At 54.4% G+C, this 23,409-nt stretch carries 33 protein-coding genes; 28 read left to right on the top strand and 5 right to left on the bottom strand.

The genetic code is table 11. The features are described 5' to 3' along the window. From ACUZ79_RS06825 to ACUZ79_RS06775, 11 genes are all read left to right on the top strand, one after another. Complete coding sequence (locus ACUZ79_RS06825; RefSeq protein WP_449251099.1) at window positions 1-1,422, top strand: hypothetical protein; 1,422 nt, start codon at window positions 1-3, stop codon at window positions 1,420-1,422. A 71-nt stretch (window positions 1,423-1,493) separates the two neighbouring features. Beyond that, window positions 1,494-1,760, top strand: a complete 267-nt coding sequence (locus ACUZ79_RS06820; RefSeq protein WP_449251098.1) for a hypothetical protein — start codon at window positions 1,494-1,496, stop codon at window positions 1,758-1,760. Beyond that, entirely contained in the window at window positions 1,747-2,145 is a 399-nt protein-coding gene (locus ACUZ79_RS06815) for a DUF4376 domain-containing protein (protein ID WP_449251097.1), read from the top strand. Before ACUZ79_RS06820 ends, ACUZ79_RS06815 begins: the two co-directional genes overlap by 14 nt. Continuing rightward, window positions 2,145-2,345 (top strand): anaerobic ribonucleoside-triphosphate reductase, encoded by a 201-nt coding sequence (gene nrdD / locus ACUZ79_RS06810; protein WP_449251096.1) that lies wholly within the window; start codon window positions 2,145-2,147, stop codon window positions 2,343-2,345. Before ACUZ79_RS06815 ends, nrdD begins: the two co-directional genes overlap by 1 nt. Window positions 2,346-2,646: 301 nt before the next feature. Beyond that, window positions 2,647-2,919 carry a helix-turn-helix domain-containing protein gene (locus ACUZ79_RS06805; protein WP_449251095.1) on the top strand — a complete coding sequence of 91 codons (273 nt, stop codon included), beginning with the start codon at window positions 2,647-2,649 and terminating at the stop codon, window positions 2,917-2,919. Window position 2,920: 1 nt separating this feature from the next. After that, complete coding sequence (locus tag ACUZ79_RS06800) at window positions 2,921-3,367, top strand: four helix bundle protein (RefSeq protein ID WP_449251094.1); 447 nt, start codon at window positions 2,921-2,923, stop codon at window positions 3,365-3,367. 1,260 nt (window positions 3,368-4,627) lie between these two features. Then, a complete protein-coding gene (locus tag ACUZ79_RS06795; RefSeq protein ID WP_449251093.1) occupies window positions 4,628-5,671 on the top strand; it encodes a reverse transcriptase domain-containing protein in 1,044 nt (347 codons plus the stop codon). Window positions 5,672-5,757: 86 nt separating this feature from the next. Further along, entirely contained in the window at window positions 5,758-5,949 is a 192-nt protein-coding gene (locus ACUZ79_RS06790; protein WP_449251092.1) for a type II toxin-antitoxin system HicA family toxin, read from the top strand. Window positions 5,950-6,004: 55 nt separating this feature from the next. Continuing rightward, the gene (locus ACUZ79_RS06785; RefSeq protein ID WP_449251091.1) at window positions 6,005-6,433 is read left to right on the top strand and encodes a type II toxin-antitoxin system HicB family antitoxin; all 429 of its coding nucleotides are present in this window, start codon (window positions 6,005-6,007) and stop codon (window positions 6,431-6,433) included. A gap of 116 nt (window positions 6,434-6,549) precedes the next feature. Further along, on the top strand, window positions 6,550-7,533 hold the full coding sequence (locus tag ACUZ79_RS06780; RefSeq protein WP_449251090.1) for an amidoligase family protein: 984 nt from the start codon (window positions 6,550-6,552) through the stop codon (window positions 7,531-7,533). Between the two features lie 7 nt (window positions 7,534-7,540). Beyond that, on the top strand, window positions 7,541-7,768 hold the full coding sequence (locus ACUZ79_RS06775) for a hypothetical protein (protein WP_449251089.1): 228 nt from the start codon (window positions 7,541-7,543) through the stop codon (window positions 7,766-7,768). 60 nt (window positions 7,769-7,828) lie between these two features. Here the strand turns inward: ACUZ79_RS06775 and ACUZ79_RS06770 are convergent, their stop codons facing one another. From ACUZ79_RS06770 to ACUZ79_RS06755, 4 genes are all read right to left on the bottom strand, one after another. Next, window positions 7,829-8,353, bottom strand: a complete 525-nt coding sequence (locus ACUZ79_RS06770; RefSeq protein WP_449251088.1) for a hypothetical protein — start codon at window positions 8,351-8,353, stop codon at window positions 7,829-7,831. 91 nt (window positions 8,354-8,444) lie between these two features. Then, a complete protein-coding gene (locus ACUZ79_RS06765) occupies window positions 8,445-8,930 on the bottom strand; it encodes a thermonuclease family protein (RefSeq protein WP_449251087.1) in 486 nt (161 codons plus the stop codon). A 22-nt stretch (window positions 8,931-8,952) separates the two neighbouring features. Continuing rightward, entirely contained in the window at window positions 8,953-9,603 is a 651-nt protein-coding gene (locus ACUZ79_RS06760; RefSeq protein ID WP_449251086.1) for a DUF4875 domain-containing protein, read from the bottom strand. After that, the gene (locus tag ACUZ79_RS06755) at window positions 9,600-10,118 is read right to left on the bottom strand and encodes a hypothetical protein (protein ID WP_449251085.1); all 519 of its coding nucleotides are present in this window, start codon (window positions 10,116-10,118) and stop codon (window positions 9,600-9,602) included. The genes ACUZ79_RS06760 and ACUZ79_RS06755 overlap by 4 nt, the downstream gene beginning before the upstream one ends. Window positions 10,119-10,232: 114 nt before the next feature. Between ACUZ79_RS06755 and ACUZ79_RS06750 the strand changes: the two genes are divergently transcribed. The 15 genes from ACUZ79_RS06750 to ACUZ79_RS06680 all read left to right on the top strand — a co-directional run bounded on the left by ACUZ79_RS06750 (window position 10,233) and on the right by ACUZ79_RS06680 (window position 18,423). Next, window positions 10,233-10,532, top strand: a complete 300-nt coding sequence (locus ACUZ79_RS06750; protein WP_449251084.1) for a hypothetical protein — start codon at window positions 10,233-10,235, stop codon at window positions 10,530-10,532. Window positions 10,533-10,603: 71 nt separating this feature from the next. After that, on the top strand, window positions 10,604-11,095 hold the full coding sequence (locus ACUZ79_RS06745; RefSeq protein WP_449251083.1) for a phage regulatory CII family protein: 492 nt from the start codon (window positions 10,604-10,606) through the stop codon (window positions 11,093-11,095). Continuing rightward, window positions 11,088-11,519: a hypothetical protein gene (locus ACUZ79_RS06740; protein ID WP_449251082.1), complete on the top strand. Its 432-nt coding sequence runs from the start codon at window positions 11,088-11,090 to the stop codon at window positions 11,517-11,519. Before ACUZ79_RS06745 ends, ACUZ79_RS06740 begins: the two co-directional genes overlap by 8 nt. Continuing rightward, on the top strand, window positions 11,520-11,906 hold the full coding sequence (locus tag ACUZ79_RS06735) for a helix-turn-helix domain-containing protein (protein ID WP_449251081.1): 387 nt from the start codon (window positions 11,520-11,522) through the stop codon (window positions 11,904-11,906). It abuts the gene before it with no gap. A 53-nt stretch (window positions 11,907-11,959) separates the two neighbouring features. Next, window positions 11,960-12,142, top strand: coding sequence for a hypothetical protein (locus ACUZ79_RS06730; RefSeq protein WP_449251080.1), 183 nt, complete (start codon window positions 11,960-11,962; stop codon window positions 12,140-12,142). Beyond that, window positions 12,139-12,264 carry a hypothetical protein gene (locus ACUZ79_RS06725; protein ID WP_449251079.1) on the top strand — a complete coding sequence of 42 codons (126 nt, stop codon included), beginning with the start codon at window positions 12,139-12,141 and terminating at the stop codon, window positions 12,262-12,264. The genes ACUZ79_RS06730 and ACUZ79_RS06725 overlap by 4 nt, the downstream gene beginning before the upstream one ends. Then, window positions 12,257-13,021 carry a hypothetical protein gene (locus tag ACUZ79_RS06720; protein WP_449251078.1) on the top strand — a complete coding sequence of 255 codons (765 nt, stop codon included), beginning with the start codon at window positions 12,257-12,259 and terminating at the stop codon, window positions 13,019-13,021. The genes ACUZ79_RS06725 and ACUZ79_RS06720 overlap by 8 nt, the downstream gene beginning before the upstream one ends. Continuing rightward, entirely contained in the window at window positions 13,014-13,403 is a 390-nt protein-coding gene (locus tag ACUZ79_RS06715) for a hypothetical protein (protein ID WP_449251077.1), read from the top strand. Before ACUZ79_RS06720 ends, ACUZ79_RS06715 begins: the two co-directional genes overlap by 8 nt. Next, window positions 13,400-13,900: a VVA0879 family protein gene (locus ACUZ79_RS06710; RefSeq protein ID WP_449251076.1), complete on the top strand. Its 501-nt coding sequence runs from the start codon at window positions 13,400-13,402 to the stop codon at window positions 13,898-13,900. Before ACUZ79_RS06715 ends, ACUZ79_RS06710 begins: the two co-directional genes overlap by 4 nt. Continuing rightward, on the top strand, window positions 13,887-14,192 hold the full coding sequence (locus ACUZ79_RS06705) for a hypothetical protein (RefSeq protein ID WP_449251075.1): 306 nt from the start codon (window positions 13,887-13,889) through the stop codon (window positions 14,190-14,192). Before ACUZ79_RS06710 ends, ACUZ79_RS06705 begins: the two co-directional genes overlap by 14 nt. Window positions 14,193-14,451: 259 nt before the next feature. After that, window positions 14,452-15,078, top strand: a complete 627-nt coding sequence (locus ACUZ79_RS06700) for a hypothetical protein (protein ID WP_449251074.1) — start codon at window positions 14,452-14,454, stop codon at window positions 15,076-15,078. Continuing rightward, entirely contained in the window at window positions 15,075-15,500 is a 426-nt protein-coding gene (locus ACUZ79_RS06695) for a nucleoside 2-deoxyribosyltransferase (protein WP_449251073.1), read from the top strand. Before ACUZ79_RS06700 ends, ACUZ79_RS06695 begins: the two co-directional genes overlap by 4 nt. Beyond that, window positions 15,497-16,231: a hypothetical protein gene (locus ACUZ79_RS06690; RefSeq protein ID WP_449251072.1), complete on the top strand. Its 735-nt coding sequence runs from the start codon at window positions 15,497-15,499 to the stop codon at window positions 16,229-16,231. The genes ACUZ79_RS06695 and ACUZ79_RS06690 overlap by 4 nt, the downstream gene beginning before the upstream one ends. Then, the gene (locus ACUZ79_RS06685; RefSeq protein WP_449251071.1) at window positions 16,221-18,128 is read left to right on the top strand and encodes a DNA cytosine methyltransferase; all 1,908 of its coding nucleotides are present in this window, start codon (window positions 16,221-16,223) and stop codon (window positions 18,126-18,128) included. Before ACUZ79_RS06690 ends, ACUZ79_RS06685 begins: the two co-directional genes overlap by 11 nt. Before the next feature lie 25 nt (window positions 18,129-18,153). Then, window positions 18,154-18,423: a hypothetical protein gene (locus tag ACUZ79_RS06680; protein WP_449251070.1), complete on the top strand. Its 270-nt coding sequence runs from the start codon at window positions 18,154-18,156 to the stop codon at window positions 18,421-18,423. Here the strand turns inward: ACUZ79_RS06680 and ACUZ79_RS06675 are convergent. Then, entirely contained in the window at window positions 18,410-19,633 is a 1,224-nt protein-coding gene (locus ACUZ79_RS06675; protein ID WP_449251069.1) for a tyrosine-type recombinase/integrase, read from the bottom strand. The two genes, ACUZ79_RS06680 and ACUZ79_RS06675, sit on opposite strands and share 14 nt — an antisense overlap. A gap of 329 nt (window positions 19,634-19,962) precedes the next feature. Between ACUZ79_RS06675 and ACUZ79_RS06670 the strand changes: the two genes are divergently transcribed. Further along, window positions 19,963-21,999, top strand: coding sequence for a DUF6538 domain-containing protein (locus ACUZ79_RS06670; RefSeq protein ID WP_449251068.1), 2,037 nt, complete (start codon window positions 19,963-19,965; stop codon window positions 21,997-21,999). Window positions 22,000-22,185: 186 nt separating this feature from the next. Then, window positions 22,186-23,148 (top strand): hypothetical protein, encoded by a 963-nt coding sequence (locus tag ACUZ79_RS06665; RefSeq protein WP_209817809.1) that lies wholly within the window; start codon window positions 22,186-22,188, stop codon window positions 23,146-23,148. Window positions 23,149-23,409 lie beyond the last annotated feature (261 nt).

The raw sequence follows: 23,409 nt of genomic DNA, 5'->3' as shown, positions 1-23,409 counted from the left end.
GTGGCCGAAAGAACGAACTTTGCCGGTCTGCATAAGGTGGGCACTTATCTTGATGAAGATAGGGTTTTGCTCAACGAAAACTCTGACATTCTGGATGCGCAACTCAAACAGGCGCATCTGGAACGTCAGGAAGAAAAACAGTCCAGAGCGGAAGGCGATGCCGCCCTGGACGCAAAAATAGCGCAAGAGGCCCAAGCCCGCACTGCGGACGTGGCAGACGAGGCTACCGCTCGATTGAATGGCGACAATGATCTGTCTGCCTTACTGCAGGAGGAAGTGACGGCTCGGCGCGATGGTGATGCTGCGGAAGCCGAAGCCAGGGAAGATGCGCTGCAGGCGCATGATGCCAGTGCCGTGGCGCACAATGCGCTTGTGCGGCGCATTACCGTTGGCAACATGTCTCCTGTAATAGGCGTCTGCCAGGTGGAGGCTGGCAACCATGTGGGCCTCTGGTGCCATGTCGACGGCAACGGTCAGCCAGTGCAGCCCAATGCCAGATATTTCGACTACCATCCGGTTTATTCCGGCATGCGGCGGGTGCTGGTCGATGGGCAGGTCATGGTGGAAATTCCGTGCTTTTATATCAGGCATATGGTGCCCGCTGATGGCCCTTTTGCTGGCCGCCCCTGCAAGATAATTTCTCCTACTCCCCAGGAGGGATTCAGGCCGTATCCGGCATTTTTGAGCACTACGGGTGCAGTGCTTGATAAAATTTATGTGGCTGCCTTTCAATCCACCAATGAAGGGGGCAGCCCGGTAAAGGCCGGTTCTCGCCCCGGCAAGTATCCTTTGGTGAACGCCACCATCGACACCATGCGACAGTACTGCGCCAACAGGAATGTCGACGGTGTTTCCGGTTTTCATATGTGGGATATCTACGAATACAACGCTATCTGCTTGCTGTTCCTCATAGAGTTCGCCAATACGGACTCCCAGGCGATTATGGGCCGGGGATGGGTAGATTCTTCTGCGGCAGTTCTGACAGATGATCAATATCAGCCTTACTGGCGGGGTTTTACGGGTCTGTTCGGCAACGTCTGGCAGTTTGTGGACGGCATTCGTCTCACCGCTGACAGGCGGTTTGAAATTTTCAAAAATGATGGCTCGCGTACCTACGTCAACACGCAAAAGGTTTGCCCGTCTTATGACGGCACCAACACTACGCGCATTGTCAGCCTGCATACAGGCGAAGGAGAAGGGTTTTGTCTGGACGATTGCATCCTTCCGGCAACGCACAGTGGTACAGTCGCACAAGGAATGTTTCCTGATAATCTTTGGGGAGGCTATGGAAGTGCGGGGAACATCTTAATCATCGGCGGCGCTTGGACGGAATCTGGCGGTGCGGGCTTGTTCTGCCTGTACATGCTCAATACCCCGAGTGATGCGTGGCCTCTCGTCGGTTGCCGCTCCGCAAAACATTGACGACAGCCTACTGAATACAGGACTACTGTACCGCCGAAGGCGGTCGGAAATTTTTTTGGATGGGAGATCTTATGAAAATCGTCTTCACGCAGGGGAAGAAAAAAATTGAAATTCCCCTTTCCGGCGTTTCTGAGGTCAAGCTGTATGGCGTTCCGACGGCGTATAGCGCAGACGGCTTTTTTGCGTCCGTATGGATGCGCGGGGAACTGGAGCCGGTGCCGGCCTGCGCGGTTGCCGAAAGTATCCTGCTTGCGCATGTGGAACTGTCTCGGGCCGATGGCGGTCTGCAGTTGCTTGAACATGTCTGCCGGGAGGGGGTGAGCTATGCCCAGAATTGAAAACGGTGAAAACCCGCAGACAGGCCTGCGTGGTCTGGACGGCGTTAAGGCCGCCAAGCTGGAAGAAATCAACGAAAGCTTTGCCGAGGCGGAAAAGGCCGGTTATCTTATGTCGTCTTTGGGCTTTGAGGTCGACGCCACCGACCGTGCCAACCGTGATGTAGATGGGCTCATCAAGCGTCTGTCCGCCACGGGAGAGGCACAGACCATGTTTTGCGACCATCGCAATATCATGCAGCAGGTAACCCTGGAGCAGCTTAAAACCATACAGCTTGAAATCATTACATACGGGCAGGGCCTCTACGCAAAAAAATGGCTGCTGCGCGAGACCGTGCAGGCCGCTGCAACGGTGGATGAGGTCAGCGCCGTCACATGGGGTGAGTAATGGAAGATCGTTCCGGTCAACTGGTGGGGGCGGGGGTGTGTTTTGAGCGCACCCGCCGCATCACCGGCTACCTTGTGGGCAATCTTGACCGCTTCAACAACGCCAAACGCGCGGAGGAGCGGGATCGCGTCAAGCACGGAGGGGTGTTGGATGAAACAGGCGTTGCAGCTTTGGTTGAAGCATGTACTGATAGCCATTGATCAGGCACTGAATGCGCTTTGTGGCGGTTGGCCCGATGAAACTTTTTCCAGTCGGTGCTGGCGAAATTGTAACCGGCCCGGATGGAAACAAATCCGGCTCGTTGTGGATTTTGTGGCGAGGCTGTTTGGTGACGTGAATCACTGCGAGGAATCATATATATCGGAAGAGCTCCGTCGACAAAGCCCTCCAGAGCTGCGCCCTCGTGGCGAGAGCAAAAAACAACCTTCCCCGTAACCTTCTACGTTAACATAACGTACTTGATTAAGGTTTTTGTACTCATTTCTCGATACATAGCGGGGAATGAAGACAAGCCGGAAAAAACTGGCAGGCGTGGGCCGCACCATCAGGGAGTTTAGGCAGATGTCCGGGCTCTCGCAGGATGCTCTGGCCGACCGTATGGACCTGAGCGCGCCCTACATATCCATGCTGGAGAGCGGCAAGCGGTATCCGAGTATCGAAATGCTCGTCAGAATCGCCATCGCCCTGGAGGTAAGACCCGGGGCGATGCTTGACCGCATAGCAGAAGGGTACGTTCCAGATGATGCCTGCTTCCCGAGGGGGACGGGAAAGTAATATGTCGCTCAAAGACTTCACGCTGCTTGCGAAAATGGAGGCCCTCGATCTGGAGGGCCACAAGTTCTGCCAGAAATTCAACAAAGCCGAACGGCACGTCCTTTCGGCCGATATACGGCACACCAATTCCACCATTCTGCATCTGATAATCCGGGCAGCCAAGGCCCAAATCTATGAGCGGCGGCTGCGGCGGCCTCCTGCGGAAACGCGGGAGCTGCTCTGGTGCGCGGATGTCGAGCTGGAGTACCTGAAGCTGCAGGTCCGCAAGGCGTATAACCTGCGTCTGGTCAGTGATGCCGCGTATGAAAGCTGGAGCCGAATGATTGTTGAAGTAGGCGGCCTGCTCGGCGGTTGGCTGAAAAAACTCAACGAGTCCGTAGAAGGCCAGCCGCCCAGGCCGGCTCCTCCTCGGACCAGGCAGCCCGGGCAGGGGTCGCTGCTAGGCTGATGGGGCTCCCGCGTTCATCGGCGGCGCATGGAGTAACTCTGGCGGTGCGGGCTTGTTCTGCCTGAACTTCTACGAGCCTCCGGGCAAGGTGTATCCTAACGTCGGTTGCCGCTCCGCAAAAACACCGGGAAGCTAGGGGACCACGGACCTCTAGACGGCGTGTATTTGGCGCGGGGGTTCCTTCCCGCAAGGGAAAACCACAATGCGGCCGGGGCGGCTGGTAGGTTACGAAGGCGGCCCTGGCCTGAATTTGGGATGCCGGCGTGCATCGGCGGCGATTGGCAATGGTCTGGCGGTGCGGGCTTGTTCTGCCTGAACTGGCAATGGACCACGACCAATGCGAATACCAACGTCGGTTGCCGCTCCGCAAAAACACCGGGAGGCCAGGGGGCCATGGCCCTTTGGACGGCGTGTATTTGGCGCTGGCATTCCTTCCCGCAAGGGAGAACCACAATGCGGCCGGGGCGGCTGGTAGGTCACGAAGGCGGCCCTGGCTTGAAATTTGGGATGTCGGCGTACATCGGCGGCTGTTGGGATCATGCTGGCGGTGCGGGCTTGTTCTGCCTGAATCTCACTACGACCGTGAGCTGGAGTGCGGCTAACGGCGGTTGCCGCTCCGCAAGAACACCAGGAGGTCGGAGGGTCACGGCCCTTCGGACGGCGTGTATTTGGCGCAGACATTCCTTCCCGCAAGGGAGAACCACAATGCGGCCGGGGCGGCTGGTAGGTCACGAAGGCGGCCCTGGCTTGAAATTTGGGATGTCGGCGTACATCGGCGGCTGTTGGGATCATGCTGGCGGTGCGGGCTTGTTCTGCCTGAATCTCACTACGACCGTGAGCTGGAGTGCGGCTAACGGCGGTTGCCGCTCCGCAAGAACACCAGGAGGTCGGAGGGTCACGGCCCTTCGGACGGCGTGTATTTGGCGCAGACATTCCTTCCCGCAAGGGAGAACCACAAAGTGGCCGGAGCGGCTGGTAGGTTACGAAGGCGGCTCCGGTCTGAATTTGGGATGCCGGCGTGCATCGGCGGCGCTTGGACGGAATCTGGCGGTGCGGGCTTGTTCTGCCTGAACATGAACAATACCCCGAGTGATGCGTGGCCTAACGTCGGTTGCCGCTCCGCAAAAACACCATGAGGCCGAAGGGTCACGGCCTTTCGGACGGCGTGTATTTGGCGCAGGTATTCCTTCCCGCAAGGGAGAACCACAATGCGGCCGGGGCGGCTGGTAGGTCACGAAGGCGGCTCCGGCCGAAACTGCTATGGCAAAAACATTCAAAAATTTATGGGGCCAGATTGCCACCTTTCGCAATCTGGCCGCCGCGTTCACCCTGGTGCGCCAGGGCAAGCGCTTCGATTCCGACACCCTTTCTTTTTACGCGGATCTTGAGTCCAATCTCTTTGCGCTGGAAGAGCAGCTTCAGCAATGCACTTGGCAGCCCAAGCCATTCCGCGAATTCTGGGTAACCGATCCTAAACTTCGGCTTATCCAGGCCCCTGCCTTTGAGGACCGCGTGGTGCATCAGGCCGTCATGCTGCACGTGGCCCCCGTGTTGCAGCGGCGCTTTATTGTTGACACCTTCGCCAGTATCAAGGGCCGGGGAACCCATGCCGCCAGTAATCGTCTGCGTTCATTTTTGCGTTCTGCCAGCCGTAAGTGGGAGCATCCTTATATTATCAAGGCCGACATTAAGTCCTTTTTCCCAAGCCTGCCGCACGATCTGCTCATGCAGCGTTTGCAGCGCATTTTTTCCGATCAGGATCTGCTCTGGTTTTTTGACTCCCTGATCCATCGCAGTGGCTATCAAGGGCGGGGGTTGCCCATCGGGGCCCTTACCAGTCAGTGGTTGGCCAACCTTTATCTCGATTCCCTGGACCATTACGCCAAGGACACTCTGGGCATAAAATTCTACGTCCGGTACATGGACGATTTTGTGGTCGTGGGCGAGAGTAAAGCCTGGTGCCGGGAGACCCTTGCTCGCCTACAGGATCATGTGGAAGGACTGCAGCTCGCCATGAATCCCAAAACCGGGCTCTGGCCACTGTCGCAGGGGGTGGATTTTGTGGGTTACCGGCACTGGACCAGCCACGTCCGGCCGCGTAAGCGTACTCTCCGGCGTACCCGAAAAACTTTCAAGCGTCTGCGAGGGCTGTACTACGAAGGCTTGGTCGACCTTGAGTTTATTCGCTCTCGGGTGGCCTCGTTCGCCGGGTACATGCGCCATTGTGACGCGCATACATCCATGGGATCCATGCTAGAGAATTTTGTTCTTGTAAGGCGCCCTAGCAAGAAAGAAATTGACTAGACACGGCTTATTATATAATTTTTATATAAACAGATTGACATTATATAAATTTTATATAAATATGCTTTTAGCAGGACGGAGGAAGCATGAAGGCGAAGGAAGTGATTCAACGGCTTAAGGCGGACGGATGGTTCGAACTGTCGGGCAAGCCCACGGGGCATAAGCAGTTCAAGCATCCGAGCAAGCCGGGCAAGGTCACAGTGGCTATGCACTCTGGCGACATTGCGCTCCCTACCTTGAAAAGCATTGAAAAGCAGTCCGGCGTGAAGATGAACTGAGGGGTGTCTCTTGGTCAGGCTGCTCTCCATATATATCGAATCTTCGGAGGAAACTATGGAATCGTATTATGCCGGGTTTGTCCCTTATGAAGGCAAGGTGTCGGTTATTTTTCCAGACGTGCCGGGTTGCACCACCTGGGGCGAAAGTATGGAACACGCCTTTGCCATGGCCATTGACGCTTTGGCCGGCCATCTGGAAGCCTTGGCCAACGATGGCGACCCCATTCCTAATCCGTCCGGCTATACAGATGCATGGGATGCCCTGCGGGCCGAATACGCCGGGTACGACCTTGGCCCTCTGCCGGATGGCACGATGGTGCATCCTGTGCCCGCTCCGGAGCTGGACTTGCGCACCAAGCAGGTAGCTGTATCTTTAAAAAAATACGCTCTGGATATGATTGACCGCAAGGCCGCTGCCGCCGGCATGACCCGCTCCGGCTTTCTCGTGAAAGCGGCAGAAGCATACCAGCCAGAACAGCGCTGATTTGTTGACTAAAAAAATAAATAAAATCATGCAGAAAGGGCTTGCAACAATCTTGGAACCAAGGTCAAAGGGATTCACGGCAAACGTGAAACCAACTAAACCAAGAGGTTACAAGAATGTCCCGCAAGTTTGGAGTCGAACTGGAAATGACCGGCATCACCCGTGAACAGGCTGTACGCGCTCTCAATCAGGTAGGCGTCAGCGTGCAAAGCGAAAGCTACAACCACGTCACCCGCGCACACTGGAAAATCGTTCCGGATGGATCCGTTTCCGGAGGGTTCGAGGTCGTGTCTCCTGTTCTGGAAGGCGAAGCAGGGTTGGAGCAGCTCCGCACTGTTGTTACAGCTCTGGACGACATGGGCGGTAAGGTCGACCGTCGTTGCGGCTACCATGTGCATTTTGACGCTGCCGATCTTTCGGTTGAGCACATCCGCGCGATTGTGCTGCGCTATGCAGCCTTTGAAGCCGAAATTGACGCCTTTATGCCTCCTTCCCGCCGGGGCAGCGCCAATACTTACTGCCAGAGCGTGCGTGACTTGGCCCGGAGCGAACGCTTCCTGAGTGCCACCACCTTGCAGGCCCTTACCGCCGCGCAGCGCGGCCGGTATTTCAAGGTTAATCTGCAGGCATACCACGCGCATGGCACGGTTGAATTCAGGCAGCATTCCGGCACCCTTAACGCCCCCAAGGCTGTCAACTGGGTCCGCTTGCTGGAAGCCTTTGTGGCTGAAACCAAGGCTCGGGTGGATGCCCCTGTAGTGGTTGCCGCTCCTGTACTCCCGGTTCCCACGGGGCATCTGCAGGGCGTACTGGCGCAGTTGGCCAATATGTTCCGTCAGGGTGAGGTCAGCCTGCAGGCAATGGTGGAGCGCTTTGGCTGGCAGCCCCACACCGCCCGCGCCGCCGTAAGCCGCCTGCGCCGTGCTGGACTGAATATCGTCTGCCCCCGCCACGGCGGCAATGTCTACCGCTTGGCTGGTACCGCAGCCCCGGCCCCGGTTGCCTCGCCTGACCGCATTGGCCGCCTCTGGGACGGCGTGGCCGACACGCTCCGTACCTATTATCGCAATCGCGCGGCCGTGCTGGCCATAGCCGCATAGGAGGCCTATGTACCGCTATCGAACCATTGACGGTAAGACTCTGGAGGCAAATAGCCTCCAGGGGGTAGCCGAAGCCCTGTGGCAGATGATGCTGGTGCCGCCGCCGACACTGGAGGAATGGATGGAAGGCTCGGCCCGCCGGGCCGCAAACTGGAATGGCAGTACCGTTCGCACCAGCTCACCCGAGGAGCATGTGCAGGACCTCATTGCCGCGGGGCTGCTTGCCCCTCTGTAGCCTGTTGTTAGTTTGTTTCTCTCTTGCACGTGCGGAGCCGGGATTGTCCCGGCTCCATTCTTACTCAGGGTAACGTCTGTTCATGAAGTCTTGAAAAAGCTGTTTGATAATAGGTTCAGGAGGGTTTATTTCATTCAGCTCGTATTCCTTTATGATTTTTCCGTTATCCACCAGCTTTCCTTTGAAGGTGTTGCCCAGAGGAGAGGCGATCTCCCCGGCGGTGCATATTTCAATGTATATAGAGCCTACAGGTTCGCCTCCTCCTAATCTTGAGGCATAGGCCATAAGCTCTTCCGTTGTGGAGGGTTTTGGCTCAAGTGACATAACCATGCTAAGCCTTTTACCATTTCTGTCTTTTTTATGCTCAAATGAGGCGCCAAAGTTCGGCAAAAGTTTTTGCGGTAACTGCTGGCGCAAGAGGAGCTCAAAGACGTCGAATTGCGCATTGTATTCTTCTAGAGCCGCTTTTTGTTCACTTTCCTTCAGCTGGCGGGCGGCATCGCTTTGTGCTTGCTCTTCGGCGACAGCGTGCGCTTCAGCTTCTCGCCGTTCCAGGCTTTTTTTTAACCGCAAGTTAATATCCATAAGTAGTTCCTTCTGATATTTCGAAAAGCGGGAGCAATGCCTATTCCCCCTCTTCTAGTTGAGTGCCTTCAGAACTATTTCCGTATTTCCCTTAGTCTTGTCGGTCATGCCCCCCCCTGCGCCACTTCCAAGGCGGAACGGGGGCTTCCTGCCACCACAGGCCTCGGTGCTCCCGCCGGGCGCGTTCCTCGCTTCCCTTCCAACGCTTGGCCCCATAGGCCCAAGCATGACCCATACGCACCATGTTGCCGTTAATGCTCCAGTCCGAGCGGACGTTTTGGCCTGGCCTCACCAGCACGGCCAGAAGGCGGGCGTATTTGTCTCGAGCCACCTCTTGCACGTCAACAGTCTGCCACAGGGCAATGGCCTCGCAGTGGATTCGGGCTGGTTCGCCTCCGGGTTGATCGCGCTCGGGCGCATCTATGCCCCACAGCCGAATACGGGTGCGCTGGCCATCATGGGTTTCTACGGTGACAGTGTCACCATCGGTGACGCCCACCACGCGTGCCTCCCATGCCCATGATGGCGTGGACAGCATAATGACAAGAAGCATCAGGCCAATACAGTTTTTTGCCATGCGCAAAAACCACTATTACATGCTACTTCAGCGGGGCACTGCCGGGCACGGCATCGGCCAGTTCTACCGGGGCTTGCTCCATGGGCAGATAGAGCGCGCCGGGTTTTTCCGTCTTCAGCGCCGCATCTGTGGGGCCTGCTTCGGCGGCTGAGAACATGTGCCAGCGCCAGTTGTCCTTGCCGGAAACACCTTTGCCGTCCGGCGCGTAGTCCACAGTGGCCAGACGGGCCGCGCCGTGGTTGGGGAAAAATTGCGTCTGCAGGGCCACGCTTACCATCTGCGCGCCGGTGAGCTGCGCGTGATACTTGGCCGCTGCCGCCGCCGTGGCGGCAAGCTGTTCCTTGGTGAGCTTGTTCTGGCCATGCAGGGGCTGAAGTTTGCCGTCCTTGCCCTTGGCCACGGGCACGATACGCAGCAGCAGCTTGGTGCGCCCAATGGCGGCACGGTGCTCCTTTTGTGCCAGCACTACGGCATATGGCACTGCTTTGGCTCTGGTCATATCCCAGGACAGGGAGGCTTCGGCTTGGGGAGAAGACTCTGCAGGTTTGTCGGCTGAATCAAGAGCCATGGCGGCTCCGGCCGCGGCAATGCGTTCTTCCATGGTGGCGGCGTTTGTGGTTGCCTGAAACGCAAGCAGGGCAACCAGGGCCACGAACGTGCAGAATTTCTTCACAGCTTGCCTCCTTCACGGTCAGTTGAGCGGCGCAACAAATGGGCAGCACTGGGCGTGCCAGGGGCAGATGCGGTGTGGGCAGGAGGACCGCCGCTGAACTCCATGCCTCGCTGGTCCTGGTCAGCCTGGTCGGCGACCTTGGCCAGTAACTGTTTCTGCAGGGCTATAACTTCATTCTTGCTGTCCACGAGTTCGCGCAGGGCCGCATTTTCTTTTTCTAAGGCCGGGACTGCTCCTATGTTCTGGTCAGCCTGATCTGCCGCCGACCGGATTGGCTTCAGAGCCTTTTCACAGTCGGCCTTCAGCATTTCACCTTCATCAAAATAGAGCCATTCGCGGCTTACTTGCGGAAAAATTTTAAGAATAGTTGGCAGTAGCGGCCAGAGGTTATGTTCCCTGGATTCCTTCAGGTAGCCATTTAGGGTCCGGGGGTTCATTTTCATCGCCGTACCCAATTTGACTTCTGACCCCGCCAGATCCTGCGCAATTTTTTTAACCCGCTGGTATAGCTTCATAAGATAAAATCTTTCTAGTCATGCTTATTTCTAGCTTGACTCTTTGCCTAATTTTAGTTTATCTCGAAAGAAACAAGCGAACTATTTTGCTTAATCCTTTCGAGGGTGCGAAAAATGAAGTTAGACGAAAAGATTAGCTTAACCATAAGCAAGAAGCAAGAACTGCGCATCTGGCTTTTGCGCCAGCCATGCCCGGCTGAGGGGAAGCGACTGACTCTGCAGGCATTGGCAGACGCTTTAGGTATCCGGCTGTCTACGTTGAGCAAGCACCTGGACAATCCCACCATACCCGTCGATCACCATCGGATTCTCCGAGAACGCTTTGGCATTCCAGCAGAATTACTACCAGAACCCAAAGATTTACCTCCAGGGCCGCGTCCTAAAATGATGGCGTCCGTTCATCAGTTCATGTGACCTCGTGAGTTTCAATCTTGGTACGCCATTTTTCACGCGCATGACCACGCAATTTCAGGAGGCGCAATAGCATGACTTCCAATTTCGGATTGAAAAATTACCCCTCTCTCACGGGTTACTGCCACCATCTGCTGGTGAATGTGATGCCCAACGGCCTCAACGCCAAAACCAACTTCATCCGTGTGGGAATCGAATATCAGACGGCTATGTCCGAGCTTTCACGCCAACGCGGTCACAAGTGGGGTGCGGATAATCTGCTACCCTTCATGGATATGCTGGACTGTGATGCTCCTGTTGAATTTTTGGCCGAAGAGCGTGGTGGCGTGTTTTTCAAGTTGCCGGCCGCCCAGGTGCCAACCAAAAGCATGACCATACAACTGGCCAATACCGTCAAAGAATGCAGTGAGGCTGCCGCCGTTGCCGCCGCCCATATCATCGACGGGCGGGTCACCAAGGCCGAGTTTGCCGTGTTTAAGAAGGAAAACCGCGAAGCCATCGCCGCCTTGCTGGCGCTGGAACACCTTATGGAACAGGCGTCCGTGGAGGAAAGCCGTGATGAGTAAGGCCCTCAACATTTTTCTTGTTTCCGCTGCCGATAACCTGGACACCCTGTCCAGTGTGCAGGCCGAACTTGCCGCGCATGGTCATCACGTGCGGGGGCGGGCGCTTCATACCCGAACCATGCAGGAGCGGCGGCCATTCGGCGGCATGCTCCTGGGCGAGGAAGATCAGCTTTTCAGCGAATTGGCTCTGCAGATAGGTATGGCAGATCTGTTTGTACTGGTGCCGCCGGATGATCACGATGTGGCCTGCCTGACTGGCATGGCTCATGTTTCCGGCGTCCCTGTGGCCGTCATTGGCGTCGCCCCTCGATGCTGCTTCATGGTCAAAGGTTGCGTCAGTTTCTGGCTTGAAACAGTGGATGGCTTGCTGGAAATGCTCGCGCAGTGGAGCGACCAGGGCGTCATTCCCGGGGAGGATGCATAGATGGCCGCGCGCGATGAATACAGCCGCATTCTTGTGGCTCTTGGACTGCGCACTCAGGTTGAGGTGGCTGCCCTTTTGGGGGTTCGGCAGTCGAGTATCTCCGATGCCCTTCGGCGAAACGATCCGGACGGCGTTCCGGCTGGCTGGAAGCTCCGTCTGCTGGAAACCAGGGAACTGAATCCTCACTGGATCCAGACTGGTGAGGGCCCCATGTACATGGTGCCTTCGGAGGATCGTATCACCACGGCGTCAAACGATGTTTCGGCCAAGCCGTCAACGCTCGATGAGCTGATTGCGGAGATCGGCCGACTTGTGCCCGGCAGTGTTGTCAGCCTGGCTCCGCTGTCATCGACCGCGCAGAGCCCGACCTGCAGCGCCTGCAAATAAAAATGCCCCGGCGTGATTGCAGCACGTCGGGGCCAACTCCAAAGGAGTATCGGATGGCGAGAATCTATTTTGAACAGCCCCGTGATGTCAAGCCCCTTTCCGACGCGCAGCGCGTCACCACCTATCACGTCACCATCAACGGCGAGCGCTATGCGGTGCCCACCACTCACCGGGGCATGCTGGCCTTTCTGCGCAGTGCCATGCCCGTTCCGCGTCGGCAAGAGGCCCAGGCATGAGCCTGCTGCTGGCAGGAGTCTTTATCGGCCTTGCCGTGGGCCTGGGTCTTGCGGAGCAATGGCGCGAATGGCTGCGCCTGGGACGCATGGCCCGTGAAGTGAAGGAGCGCGCGTATGACTGATTTTCATTATTCTTGCGGTGGTTTGGCTTGCGAGAACAAGGGGCCTTCCGGCCCTCGTGTGGATCGGCTGTGTCCTATATGCAACTCGTATTACCAAACAGCAGCCATGGGACTGGGGCGGCGCGAATCGCTGCTTAACCATGGCGCGGCCTCATGGCGCGCGGCATATGCCGCGGTGGATGCTCTGGGGGCGGTGGATGAGGACCGTCACGCTGTCTATCTGGCTTTTCGTGTGCTGCACCATGTTACCGCCGCTCAATACGGCCGTACCTACGGCGCGGTAGTCAAGCACTTTGGCGGGCTGTTGACCGTGCTGCCGCAACTGACCCCACACACCTTGTATCTGGAAAAGGAGTGGGAACGGATACGCAAGTGTCGCCAGTGGTGCGGGGCGAAGCGTGATCATGCCGACTGCGCATCCAGTTGCAGCCTTGCAGCCATGTACCTTCTGGATCTGAGGCGCATCGGCGGAGAACCTGCTCTCGAGCAGGTCAGGAGCCTGGTGGACGCATTCTCCGGCATGAGCGGCCTTAACCGATGCAAGGCGTTCTCGGTAATGGACGATATTCTGGGTCTTGACCCCATGGCTTGTGCAGGCCTCGGGCAAGCGGTTCAGAAATCCGCGTCCGGGCTGGAAATATCGCTCAGGTCGCGCCTGGATAGACGAATTGCCGCAGACGCCCGGCTCAGGAATACGGCGTGCCGACAAGCGGTGCAACCCCCTTTAACCCAAACGCAAGGGGCATTTCATGAGTAAGGACGTCATTAAACCCAAAGCAGAAATCAACCTTCTGGAACTCATGCAGCATCATGATGATATACAGGCAGCCTTGCGCGAATTGCTGTTCCCGTGCGCCCATTGTGGAGGAAATGCGGAAATAAGAAGCGGTTATGGCGGCAACAGCATCTATCTGAGTTGTCCCTGCGGCGTGAGCGTGAGCGGTGGCATGCTCGAAATTCTTACCGCTTGGAACAGACGGGATGGCAAGGACTTTGATTTGAATTCCGAATACGCGCAGCGCCTGGTGGCGTCAGAATCCAAATACGCAAGCTTTCGGGCTTCTGCCTTCAGAGAGTTAAAAGTGCTCCAAGACCGCATGGCAGAACTCGAAAGAGAACTCGGGAGGAAGGGCAAATGAGCACCTCACCGGAAAACCATGTCAGCCGTGAGCAAATTTCCATGAGGGAGTTTCTCGCCCGGCTTCAGGCTCAGGGGGTTCCCCCTGAGCACTACGCCTACAAGTGCGTACGGTGCGGCCATGTGCAGAGCGCTGCCTCCTTGGCCAGATACATACCAGCCGGTGATGCCATAAACGCTGCTTACTTCTCTTGCGAGGGTCGTTTCGCCAAGGGGAGCGGTTGCGACTGGACGCTAGGTGGCCTGTTTCAGATCCATAAACTTGAAGTCCTAGCGGAAGACGATGTTGTTGTTGGCATGCTGCGTACCGTTCCGGTCTTTGAGCCCGCTAGCCCGGAAGAGGCTCAAGCCCTTATGGCCAAGAGCGTTGGCAGCATTCGCAAATGCCGTGTCTGCGGCTGCAGTGATTTTCATGCCTGCCCCGGCGGATGTTTCTGGGTGGAGCCTGACCTGTGCTCCGCCTGCCAGGTAAAGGAGGCGTCCCGTGGCGAAGCCTAAGTATAATCTTGAAGATCTCCGCGCCAAGTGCCGGGGTTATGGCAACGTGGGTGTTGGCGCTCGCCAGCTTGAATTCGTTTTTTCCGAGCTGGATGCACAGAAGGACAGGGCCGATGCGGCGGAGCGCGCTGCAAAGGATCTGCAGGAACGTGTAGAGGCGTACCAGTGGCTTCGCGAGGTCGAGCAAGTCGATTTGTGGCACGGATCGCCCATCGACAGTAACTGCCTGGTCAATGCGCTGGATGATTACCGCAAGGTCGTAGCGTGCGCCGAAAAGGCTGTGGAGGGGTAGTGATGGAAAGACCTGAAATGATCATCCCCGCCCCCGTGGTTTTGCTGGGCGAAAAAGTGGAAGTTTTTAACTATCGAAAGAAACCAGGAGTATGGGAACCGGGGATATGTTCTGGTCTTGAATACAAATCCAGCATGCCCCTGCCAAAATGGCGATGGTCGTATAGTGTTGTACTTGATCGAGCGGCGAAGTCTATACGGCTTTACGTTGGTGACGACAGAATACGCCGGGCCATGTCTTGTGACACAGGAGCCTGACCATGACCACCGAGCAACGCTACCCCATACCGGAATGGCCCGGGTACACGGTTTCGCTGGAGGGCGAAGTGTACAGCCCCAGAGGCGCGGCATTGTCGTGTGATTCCCGCGGCCGCGTTGTGCTGCGCAAAGATGCGCGTAACCACCGCGTGCCCATTGGGCTCTGCCTTCGTATGGCGGGGCTGCTGCAGCATCCCCAGGCGGACAAGGCCGGCTACGATGCCTTGGTGCAGCGTTGCTACCTTCTTGAAGATGAACTCGCTGAGGTCCAGAAGCGTCTGGCCACGCACAAGGATCAGACTGCGGACATCGTGCGGCTTGAAGGTGAGCGCGACAAGCTTTTCGCGGACCTTGCCGAGGAACGCAAAGAAACGGCCGCAGCCAAGGCTCAGGCCGCCAAAGAGAAGAAAGCCAGAATTTCTGCCGGGCCAAAATCTGCGTCGAAAGATGCTGACCTGGAACGGCGACTGCGGTGGGCGCGGAAGCTCAACGGGCACCTGCTGGCTCTGATCAGGAAGCTGCGCGGCATCATCACCGACCTTGAGTCCGGAAAAAGGACGAGGGCGAGCTCGCTGCGCCTGGACGAGGACATATACCTGCAACCGCAAACCATTGATGAGCTGCCATGAAAATTTACATCGCGTCCAAGCTTGAAAATTATCTGCAGGTGCAAGCCGTTCGGGACGCCCTTATCGCTGTCGGGCACACCATCACCTATGACTGGACCTTGCACGGCTCCGTCCATGGCCAGGGAGAGGCCCGTCTGCGAGAGGTGACGGCCGCAGAGCGTAACGGCGTCCTTCAGGCTGAACTGGTGATTGTGCTGCTGCCTGGTGGGCGCGGAACCCATGCCGAATTGGGCATGGCCAACGCTCTGGGCAAGCCGGTGATCATCTTCAGCTCCTTCAACGAACCATTCGACGAGTACGAAGGCGCCACTTGCGCTTTCTACTGGAACGAGAATGTGCGTCAGGTCTACTCACATCAGGGGCAGCCTGAAATGGTCCTCCCTAACCTGATTCGCCATAAGTACGAGGTGGTTCCGGCATGAAAGAGTACCCCATTATCTTTTCCGCGCCCATGGTGTTGGCCAATCATGCTGGCCGCAAATCCATGACCAGGAGGGTGATGAAGAGCCAGCCTGTCGTGGTTTGCGGCGAGTACTACTTTCATCATCGGGGCAAGCAGTACAAAACTGGCTGCGTTGATTCGCATCAGGACGGCTCCATCATATACCCGTTGGAAATGGCAAGCTTTATCGCCGACTGCTGCCCTTATGGCCAACCCGGAGACCGGCTTTGGCAACGCGAGCGGTGGGCCACGTCCATAGCCTGTGACAAACAGCGCCCCTCCATCTTGGAAACCCCTGGTAACGGCTACGGCTGGCCTGTGTGGTACTCCGCTGACGATGCCGTGTGGTGGCGTGGTGCTGACAAAGGTGGCCCCGCTTTTATGAACAGGGGCCGGTGGCGCGCATCCTTCCACATGCCTCGGTGGGCCAGCCGCTCCCTGTATGATGTTTTGGAAGTACGGGCCGAACGCCTGCAGGACATCACAGAAGCGGATGCCATCGCCGAGGGTGTGGAACAGGTGGACCATTTCAACGGTGAGCCCGTCTACCGTGATTATTTCGAAGACGGTTACGCCTGGTCCGCTGTGGAGTCGTATAAATCACTCTGGGATCATCTGCACGGCTTCAGCTCTCCAAACGCTTGGGACAGAAACCCGTGGGTATGGGTTGTGCGCTACGCACCGACCAAGGAGGGCACACATGCTTCTTGAGACCGTAAAAATTCGTCACGCCCACATGTACTGTGGCCTTGGTGGTGGTGCCAAGGGAATGAACCGCGGGCGCGCCCAGGTGGGCAACCTTCAGGCCCAATTCGAGTGCATTGGGGGCATCGATGTGGATGCCGCGGCAGTGCGCGACTTCGAGCGACTGTCTGGAGTGCCGGGCACAGTCATGGACCTGATGGATCGTGAACAGTATTTGGATTTTCACGGCCATCAGCCGCCAACGGACTGGCGCGAGGCCGTGCCTACGGATATTTTACGCGCTTACGGTTACAGGCATCCGCACATCCTTTTCCTGTCCGCGCCGTGCAAGGGTTTTTCCGGCCTGTTGTCCGCCGCCAAGTCGCAGAGCCGCAAGTACCAGTCATTGAACGCGCTTACTCTGCGTGGCATCTGGCTTGCGTTGGAAGCGTTCAAGGACGAACCCATTGAGCTGATTGTATTCGAGAACGTCCCGCGTATCGCAACGCGGGGGCGCTGGCTACTGGATCAGATTATAGGGTTGCTGCGCGCCTACGGTTACGCCACAGCGGAAACTACGCACGACTGCGGTGAGTTGGGCGGCCTGGCTCAGACCCGCAAGCGGTTTCTGCTGGTGGCCCGGCACCGCGAATTAGTACCCAATTTTCTTTATGAACCCATCAAACGTCCCTTGCGAGCTGTCGGCGACATCTTGGGTCGCATGCCTCTGCCGGGCGACCCTGCGGCCGGTCCTATGCATCGCATTCCACGTCTCCAATGGAAGACATGGGTGCGCCTGGCCTTTATTGAGGCTGGCAAGGATTGGCGTTCCCTGAATCGCCTGGCGGTGGATGAAGGCTTTTTGCGCGACTACGGCATCGTGCCGGCAGGATCCTGGAGTGACGACATCCTGGGAGTATTGCCATGGGAAAACCATGCCATGACGGTCACCGGCAAAGGCAGTCCGACCAATGGCCGGTACGCAGTGGCGGATCCGCGCGCACATGAAGGCATGCACAACGACAGCCTGGGCGTACTCGCATTCAGCGACACGACTGGCACTGTGACCTCCCGTGGGTTCCCCCTGAACGGCAAGTTCAGCGTGGCTGATCCGCGCCTCGAAGGCGCCTTTAGGGGCAAATATACGGTCACTGAGTTTGGGGAACATGCTGGCACGGTGCTTTCGCGCAGCACTACCGCTCAGGGCTGCTTTGCGGTGGCTGATCCACGCACGGGCTATCCGGAAAGCTCTCATCAGAACATCTTCCGCATTGTGCCGTGGAAGGATCTGGCCAGAACAATCACCGGCGCCACGCATGTTGCAGGATCGGCTCTCTCCGTTGCTGACCCTCGTTATCAGGGTGAGCATCACAACAATGTGTATCGTGTAGTCTCCTTCAAGGACAACGCAGGGACCATCACGGCCGGTGGACACCCAAGCAGCGGCGGACAGGCAGTGGCCGATCCTCGGCCGGCATGGGGCAAGGATAAGTTAAATTTTCTGCGTGGCCACTACGGCGTAGTGCCCTGGAACAAGCCCTGCAATACCGTTGCCGGCAGCGCCTGCTTCGACAATGGCTACTTTTCTGTGGCGGATCCGCGTGCCCTTATGCCTGCGCCGACCGACAATTGTGTTGCGCGCATTATCGCTACCGATGGCACATGGCACCGCCCATTCACCACCCTGGAACTCGCTGCCTTGCAGAACCTCATTGATCCGGAGGAGCAGCTCGAGCTGGATGGATTGTCCGATTCCGCATGGCGTGAACGTATCGGCAACGCAGTCCCGCCGGCCGCAGCCGAGGCGATCGCCAGCGCCATGGGTGAGGTTTTACTGCTCACCTGGGCGGGAGAAACGTTTTCAATGAGCGCGCAGCCCATTTGGGTGCGGTCGGCAGTGGCCGCGCTGATGAGCGCGCAGTAGGGGGTGAATGATGCAAGGGAGAGGAATGTCGCAGCTTATCCTCCCTCCGGAAGAGGAGTTTCGCCAGCTTTTGCTTGCAAAACTGCCTCCGGTTATTGCCCGTAAAGATGTCGAACGGCAAATCGGCGGCATCATTACCATGAAGACTTTGGCCAATGCCGATTCTTCCGGCACAGGTCCATTGGGGGCATATTTGGTAGGGCGTAGCGTGGTCTATCCGACAGAAGCGTTGGTGCGATGGATCATCGACCACATGGGTGTTGACCGCCTCAAGGCGAATTTTAAAGAGCTTTAGGAGGCTTTAGGTCGTGAACTGCTTGTCGCGTGGCGTCAGGTATCAAATGGGCATACCGCATGGTCATGGTGATGGTTTTATGCCGCATCAGCCTCTGGATGCGGTATATGTCGGTACCGCCGATGGCCAGCCAACTGGCAAAGGTATGTCGGAGGCTGTGAAAAACGATGCGGCGGGCTCTGTCGTCAGGTTTGAGCCCGTCATTGAAGCCGAGGCTGTCAACAAGGTCTCTGAAGGCATGTGTGAGGTTACAGCGCGTAAATTGGCCCAAAATAGGGGGGAAAACGAGTCCGACATTTCCCTCTTTGCGAATACGTCGGCGTGCTTTGAAAATGGTCAGCGCCGTATCGTTCAGCGGCACTTTGCCGCCGGGCTTTCTGTGTGCTTCATCGCGTACGGTCAACATCGCGTGGGTCATGTCCACGTCTGGCCACTCCATCCGGCGGAGCTCGCCCAAGCGAAGGCCGGTGTTCAACGACAGGACAATACAGTCGTGCATATCACGGTTCGAGAGCTTTTTTGCCGCAGCGATAAGATCTTCAGCCTCCTTGGCGGTGAGAAAGCGCTCACGGGCATTACGAATTTTGGGCACCTTGACGCCCAGGACTGGGGAAGGGCCACTGAAGACTTTATGGCCATGCAGTTCTGTCTCGCTGGCCAGGTTGTAAAGGTGACTGAGGATGCCACGATATTGCTTGATAGTCGAAGGCGCAGCGCCAGAGTCTACAAGCGAGTCAATGATCGTCTGGATGTCGTCACGCGTGATAGAGCGCAAGGGCCACGGGCCGAGGGGCTTTCTGAACACCTTATTGAAGCGCTGCTCATCCGTGAGCCAGCTTCGCTTGGTGCGCTTTGCATCGGGGAGATAGTATTGCTCAAAAAAGTCCTGCAGAAGCATATTGGATGCATGCTCTTCAGCCGCCTCCTTCTCAGCCGCCGCACGCTCCTTGGCGGCATCCTCCCGCATTTCTGCAAGGCTAAGAGGCCCCTTTCCTGTTTTCTTATTTTCTTTTATCTTGGACAAGATCTTGTGGGCTTTTTCCGCATTCCAGCCTTCAGTGGCCCATCCCGTTCCCTCTTCAACAGTGCGCCCATCGTCTTTGTAGCGAATCGAAAAGTATCGATCCAGTTGCCCGTTTCGTTGCTTGCGGGTAGGATGTTCGCGGTATCGCACACCAGGGTATTGGGTTTTGATTTTGGGTCTGCTCATGGCCCCACCATAGCCCCACTTTTGGGGGCCGTCAAAGGATGTCAGGGGAATGAGTATATATGCAATCGTGCTGTTTTCATTGCCCAAAGGAAATCAGGGGAATATCATAATCAGATTCAGGGTCTAGTTCTCGCAAGGGAGTGGGAGTTCGAGTCTCCCCTTCGGCACCATAAATAAGCAAACAAAGCATGAGGTTACAGTAACACGCTGTAACCTCCTTTGTTTTTCAGAAGCTGATTTTCAAATCTCGCCAGTATGGCCAACAGGCCTCATACTGTCACACAAACCTGTGCCACAAACTGTGCCACAAAACTGTGCGAGAGAATGCTATGTCAGCGTCAATTTCACATCAGCTTCCCCCCACTCCATCCCCACGACAAGCCTCTCCGCTTAAGGCTGTTAAAGAACGCCTGCCTTCATATCTTTATTTGCGTGAAAAAACGTATTACTTTCGATTTAGGGTTCCTCAAAGGCACATATCCCGGTGTTCTTGTAAAGAAATCCGGCTATCACTTCATACCGACAGCCTTAAGGAAGCTAAACGCAAATCAGCCCTTGCGACGATCTCCATTCATAGGCTTTTTCAGGAGAAAGCGATGGTTAGCCCTGATGACATGTCAAAATTACGAGATTACATACACAACAAAACTCCTGATTTTGTGGAGCCGGTGGTCGATTATCCTACGACAGTACATGCCCTTCACTCATGGTTAAATGCCCATGGGCATGATTACACACTGAAGGAAGTTGCTGCCCCCTTAAACATGCAGTTCCCCTGCATGGCTCTACCAGAATTCTCGCAGGAACGCTTATCCATATTTTTAAAAAATAGCTCTGCCGACTGCGTACTTTCTTTTGGTGACATCAAAAAGCGCCTTGCGGGCTATTTCCGTTACGCACTTGAAAATGACGCACAAAATCCCGATTCACGCACGCAGTTAGAAAACAGAGTGCTAGAACAGCCCATCTTCGACATGCATACCCCAAAAGACATGGGGATAAGCACAAAATTCTTATACATGGCCATACAACAACAGTGCCGTGCGGCCATTGACTCCCCCCCTTTACTCTGCCTGGCAGCATCCGACTTTCTTGAGCAACTTATTTCCTTGAGTCTTTTTGACCGAAAAGAAATATCAAGGGAAAATTATCTTCAAATAGTAAATGAATACTGTAAATTTTCTGTACAATACTATGATGCTCTGCTTGCAAGGTTAAGTAATGACTACTCAAAAGAACACCATCTGTTATCACTCCCGTATGAACAGTACCCAAAGACTATAGAACTGGCACATCTCGCCACTCCAACAAAAAAAGAACGTTTGGAGAGAAGAAAAACTAAAACACTCTCAGTATTTTTAGATACTTATCTACAGACTAAAGTTTCAGATGGCAAAAAAAATGAACGTTATACCCCTGAGCTAAAAAAACATATTGAGCTTTTCATTAAAGCAATCACTGATAAGCCTATTGATATGTATGTTCGTGATGATTTTCGTAACTTTCGAGAATTACTCATGAAACTTCCACCTAATTTCACAAAACGCAAAGATTTACGCGATAAAACGATACAAGAAATTGTTGGCATGCATCATGAATATACACTGCAAGAAAAAACAATAAACACTTATCTTGTGGATATTTCTGCGATGTTTAATTGGCTTGTAACAGAGGGATATTTAGAAAAAAACCTTGCCACAAAGCTTACAATAAAAGAAAAAAAATTAGAAATTGACTCTCGAGAAGCCTTTAGCCTTGATGATTTAAAGAAAATTTTTAAGAGCAGTCATTTTGAATCATATAAAACAAGCACAACCCCCTCCAAATACTGGGTTCCATGGATAGGTTTGTATACAGGCATGCGAGTTGAGGAAATCTGTCAACTGCATTGTGCTGATGTGTATCAGATTGATGGCCTATGGGTGGTTGACATAAACAACCGGCCGGATGACAGCGGTCTTGATGACAAAAAACTTAAAACAGCGAATGCAAGCCGCATCATTCCATTACATAAGCACTTAGAAGAATTAGGTTTTCTACAATATCATGCAAAAATGAAAGAAGCTGGAGTTCGTTTGTTCCCGGATCTCAAGGCTCTTGGGGAGAGAAAACAGTATGCCAAAATCATCAGCAAGGATTTTGGCCCGTTTATTCGTCGCCTAGGCATTGAAGGAAAAAAAACATTTCATTCTTTGCGCCATACATTCAGCGACTTTTTCAAGAAAAAAATGATGCACACCCCCATATTTGAACAAGTCTTTGGACACACGCACGAAACGCTTGCAGCGCGTCGATATGGAAGCAGATTTACTTCGCAAGATTGCTACGACAAATTGATTTCTCTCATAAATTATGGATTGCAATAGCAATTATGTAACTGCGGCCTAACAGTGGCCGAAGACAGGGCACTCTGGCTAGCCCAAGGGCGGTATACCCATGAGGCTATCATCTTTAGTTTTGCAGCTGGCTGGTCATAGGCAAAAAATTTTGCTCACTTCTAAACTGATTAATGTTAACAAAATCACCTAAAATAATTTGATTGGGGGAAAACCATGTGTGAAATAAAGCTTCCTGACAGTATTGAGCATGAAATATTTATTAAATCTGAATATTTAAAAAGGCACTTCGAAAATAATGCTGACCCTAAAATGATATCCTGGCTAGAGGAAGAATGTTTTTCGCCTCTAAAAATATTTTCAGAGGACATTCTGTGGAAAATTATTATTATTAGAGAATGCATAGTAAAGCATGAAAAGGAAAAACTTGGTGAACGATACAAAGAATCTATTCCAATCCCATTTGACCTGAAATCATTCACTCCATGGATAGACAGACTTCTTGAAATTTCTGAAAAATATAAGATTTATGCTCCAGAATTACTTTTTCCTCTAGATATGAAAGAAGCTTTAGAAGCAGTGAAAAACAACATACCTCTCCCCAAGCAACGCCCCTTTGATGACGAGCGAAGTCGTGAAGCCATATATCAAGAGTATGGTTACAGAACATACGAAAAAAGCAAACGCCTAACAATAGAACTTGATTTTTCAGATACGCATGTTTCGAGCCACCTAGCCGCACAAAGAATTTTTTTTGAAATCGCAATATTTAAACTAACTAGTGGAATCTCGTTGACAGATAGTGAAAAAATGCAGCTAGCCTCACTTGTAGCTTCTGAAAAAAGCGGAAAATTTCGTTCTTCTTCATTTTACAACAGGCTCATTGGGCTCTTTGCATGGGATATGAAAAAAGAATTTTGTTTAGGATTTAAGGAAATTCGAAAGCTGCTTACTGACATGAATCTCTACATGTACGACAAAAATTTTTGTTTGAGTGCAAAATGCAGAGACTGTGAATCTCAAGACAATTGCATTAAATCCCTTATTAATAACTATAGAATTGCCGCACATTCCATAAAATCTATGAAACTTATTCCAACTTCTTCAAAATTGGATAAAATTTACCCCAACCCTAAATCTCCATTTTTACGGCGCCACCCAATTTCTCTATTTGAATAAGTGTCTTGACGTTGAGAAGAGGACGAAGCTCACTGGATCTGTCGGCGCTCCATAACACTGCCGGATTGTGATGGTCACTGGGCTTGTCTTGGCCGCATTGATGAAGGTGGTGCGTTTCTACCACCCACCTGTGGGACTGATTCTGCATTCGGATCGCGGTAGCCAGTATTGTAACGCAGCTTACCAGAAAAAATTCCGTGCATATGGTCTAGTCTGTTCCAAGAGCAAAAAAGGAGATTGTTACGACAACGCCCAGATGGA

This window comes from Desulfovibrio faecalis (genome assembly GCF_053570625.1).
This window is presented reverse-complemented; position numbering and strand designations above follow the sequence as displayed.

What these genes read in the sequence shown, in the direction of transcription:
- ACUZ79_RS06820 (WP_449251098.1), top strand. Translation starts at nt 1,494, where the DNA reads ATGAAAATCGTCTTCACGCAGGGGAAGAAAAAAATTGAAATTCCCCTT.
- ACUZ79_RS06815 (WP_449251097.1), top strand. Translation starts at nt 1,747, where the DNA reads ATGCCCAGAATTGAAAACGGTGAAAACCCGCAGACAGGCCTGCGTGGT.
- nrdD (WP_449251096.1), top strand. Translation starts at nt 2,145, where the DNA reads ATGGAAGATCGTTCCGGTCAACTGGTGGGGGCGGGGGTGTGTTTTGAG.
- ACUZ79_RS06805 (WP_449251095.1), top strand. Translation starts at nt 2,647, where the DNA reads ATGAAGACAAGCCGGAAAAAACTGGCAGGCGTGGGCCGCACCATCAGG.
- ACUZ79_RS06800 (WP_449251094.1), top strand. Translation starts at nt 2,921, where the DNA reads ATGTCGCTCAAAGACTTCACGCTGCTTGCGAAAATGGAGGCCCTCGAT.
- ACUZ79_RS06795 (WP_449251093.1), top strand. Translation starts at nt 4,628, where the DNA reads ATGGCAAAAACATTCAAAAATTTATGGGGCCAGATTGCCACCTTTCGC.
- ACUZ79_RS06790 (WP_449251092.1), top strand. Translation starts at nt 5,758, where the DNA reads ATGAAGGCGAAGGAAGTGATTCAACGGCTTAAGGCGGACGGATGGTTC.
- ACUZ79_RS06785 (WP_449251091.1), top strand. Translation starts at nt 6,005, where the DNA reads ATGGAATCGTATTATGCCGGGTTTGTCCCTTATGAAGGCAAGGTGTCG.
- ACUZ79_RS06780 (WP_449251090.1), top strand. Translation starts at nt 6,550, where the DNA reads ATGTCCCGCAAGTTTGGAGTCGAACTGGAAATGACCGGCATCACCCGT.
- ACUZ79_RS06775 (WP_449251089.1), top strand. Translation starts at nt 7,541, where the DNA reads ATGTACCGCTATCGAACCATTGACGGTAAGACTCTGGAGGCAAATAGC.
- ACUZ79_RS06770 (WP_449251088.1), bottom strand. Translation starts at nt 8,353, where the DNA reads ATGGATATTAACTTGCGGTTAAAAAAAAGCCTGGAACGGCGAGAAGCT.
- ACUZ79_RS06765 (WP_449251087.1), bottom strand. Translation starts at nt 8,930, where the DNA reads ATGGCAAAAAACTGTATTGGCCTGATGCTTCTTGTCATTATGCTGTCC.
- ACUZ79_RS06755 (WP_449251085.1), bottom strand. Translation starts at nt 10,118, where the DNA reads ATGAAGCTATACCAGCGGGTTAAAAAAATTGCGCAGGATCTGGCGGGG.
- ACUZ79_RS06750 (WP_449251084.1), top strand. Translation starts at nt 10,233, where the DNA reads ATGAAGTTAGACGAAAAGATTAGCTTAACCATAAGCAAGAAGCAAGAA.
- ACUZ79_RS06745 (WP_449251083.1), top strand. Translation starts at nt 10,604, where the DNA reads ATGACTTCCAATTTCGGATTGAAAAATTACCCCTCTCTCACGGGTTAC.
- ACUZ79_RS06740 (WP_449251082.1), top strand. Translation starts at nt 11,088, where the DNA reads ATGAGTAAGGCCCTCAACATTTTTCTTGTTTCCGCTGCCGATAACCTG.
- ACUZ79_RS06735 (WP_449251081.1), top strand. Translation starts at nt 11,520, where the DNA reads ATGGCCGCGCGCGATGAATACAGCCGCATTCTTGTGGCTCTTGGACTG.
- ACUZ79_RS06730 (WP_449251080.1), top strand. Translation starts at nt 11,960, where the DNA reads ATGGCGAGAATCTATTTTGAACAGCCCCGTGATGTCAAGCCCCTTTCC.
- ACUZ79_RS06725 (WP_449251079.1), top strand. Translation starts at nt 12,139, where the DNA reads ATGAGCCTGCTGCTGGCAGGAGTCTTTATCGGCCTTGCCGTGGGCCTG.
- ACUZ79_RS06720 (WP_449251078.1), top strand. Translation starts at nt 12,257, where the DNA reads ATGACTGATTTTCATTATTCTTGCGGTGGTTTGGCTTGCGAGAACAAG.
- ACUZ79_RS06715 (WP_449251077.1), top strand. Translation starts at nt 13,014, where the DNA reads ATGAGTAAGGACGTCATTAAACCCAAAGCAGAAATCAACCTTCTGGAA.
- ACUZ79_RS06710 (WP_449251076.1), top strand. Translation starts at nt 13,400, where the DNA reads ATGAGCACCTCACCGGAAAACCATGTCAGCCGTGAGCAAATTTCCATG.
- ACUZ79_RS06700 (WP_449251074.1), top strand. Translation starts at nt 14,452, where the DNA reads ATGACCACCGAGCAACGCTACCCCATACCGGAATGGCCCGGGTACACG.
- ACUZ79_RS06695 (WP_449251073.1), top strand. Translation starts at nt 15,075, where the DNA reads ATGAAAATTTACATCGCGTCCAAGCTTGAAAATTATCTGCAGGTGCAA.
- ACUZ79_RS06690 (WP_449251072.1), top strand. Translation starts at nt 15,497, where the DNA reads ATGAAAGAGTACCCCATTATCTTTTCCGCGCCCATGGTGTTGGCCAAT.
- ACUZ79_RS06685 (WP_449251071.1), top strand. Translation starts at nt 16,221, where the DNA reads ATGCTTCTTGAGACCGTAAAAATTCGTCACGCCCACATGTACTGTGGC.
- ACUZ79_RS06680 (WP_449251070.1), top strand. Translation starts at nt 18,154, where the DNA reads ATGTCGCAGCTTATCCTCCCTCCGGAAGAGGAGTTTCGCCAGCTTTTG.
- ACUZ79_RS06675 (WP_449251069.1), bottom strand. Translation starts at nt 19,633, where the DNA reads ATGAGCAGACCCAAAATCAAAACCCAATACCCTGGTGTGCGATACCGC.
- ACUZ79_RS06670 (WP_449251068.1), top strand. Translation starts at nt 19,963, where the DNA reads ATGTCAGCGTCAATTTCACATCAGCTTCCCCCCACTCCATCCCCACGA.
- ACUZ79_RS06665 (WP_209817809.1), top strand. Translation starts at nt 22,186, where the DNA reads ATGTGTGAAATAAAGCTTCCTGACAGTATTGAGCATGAAATATTTATT.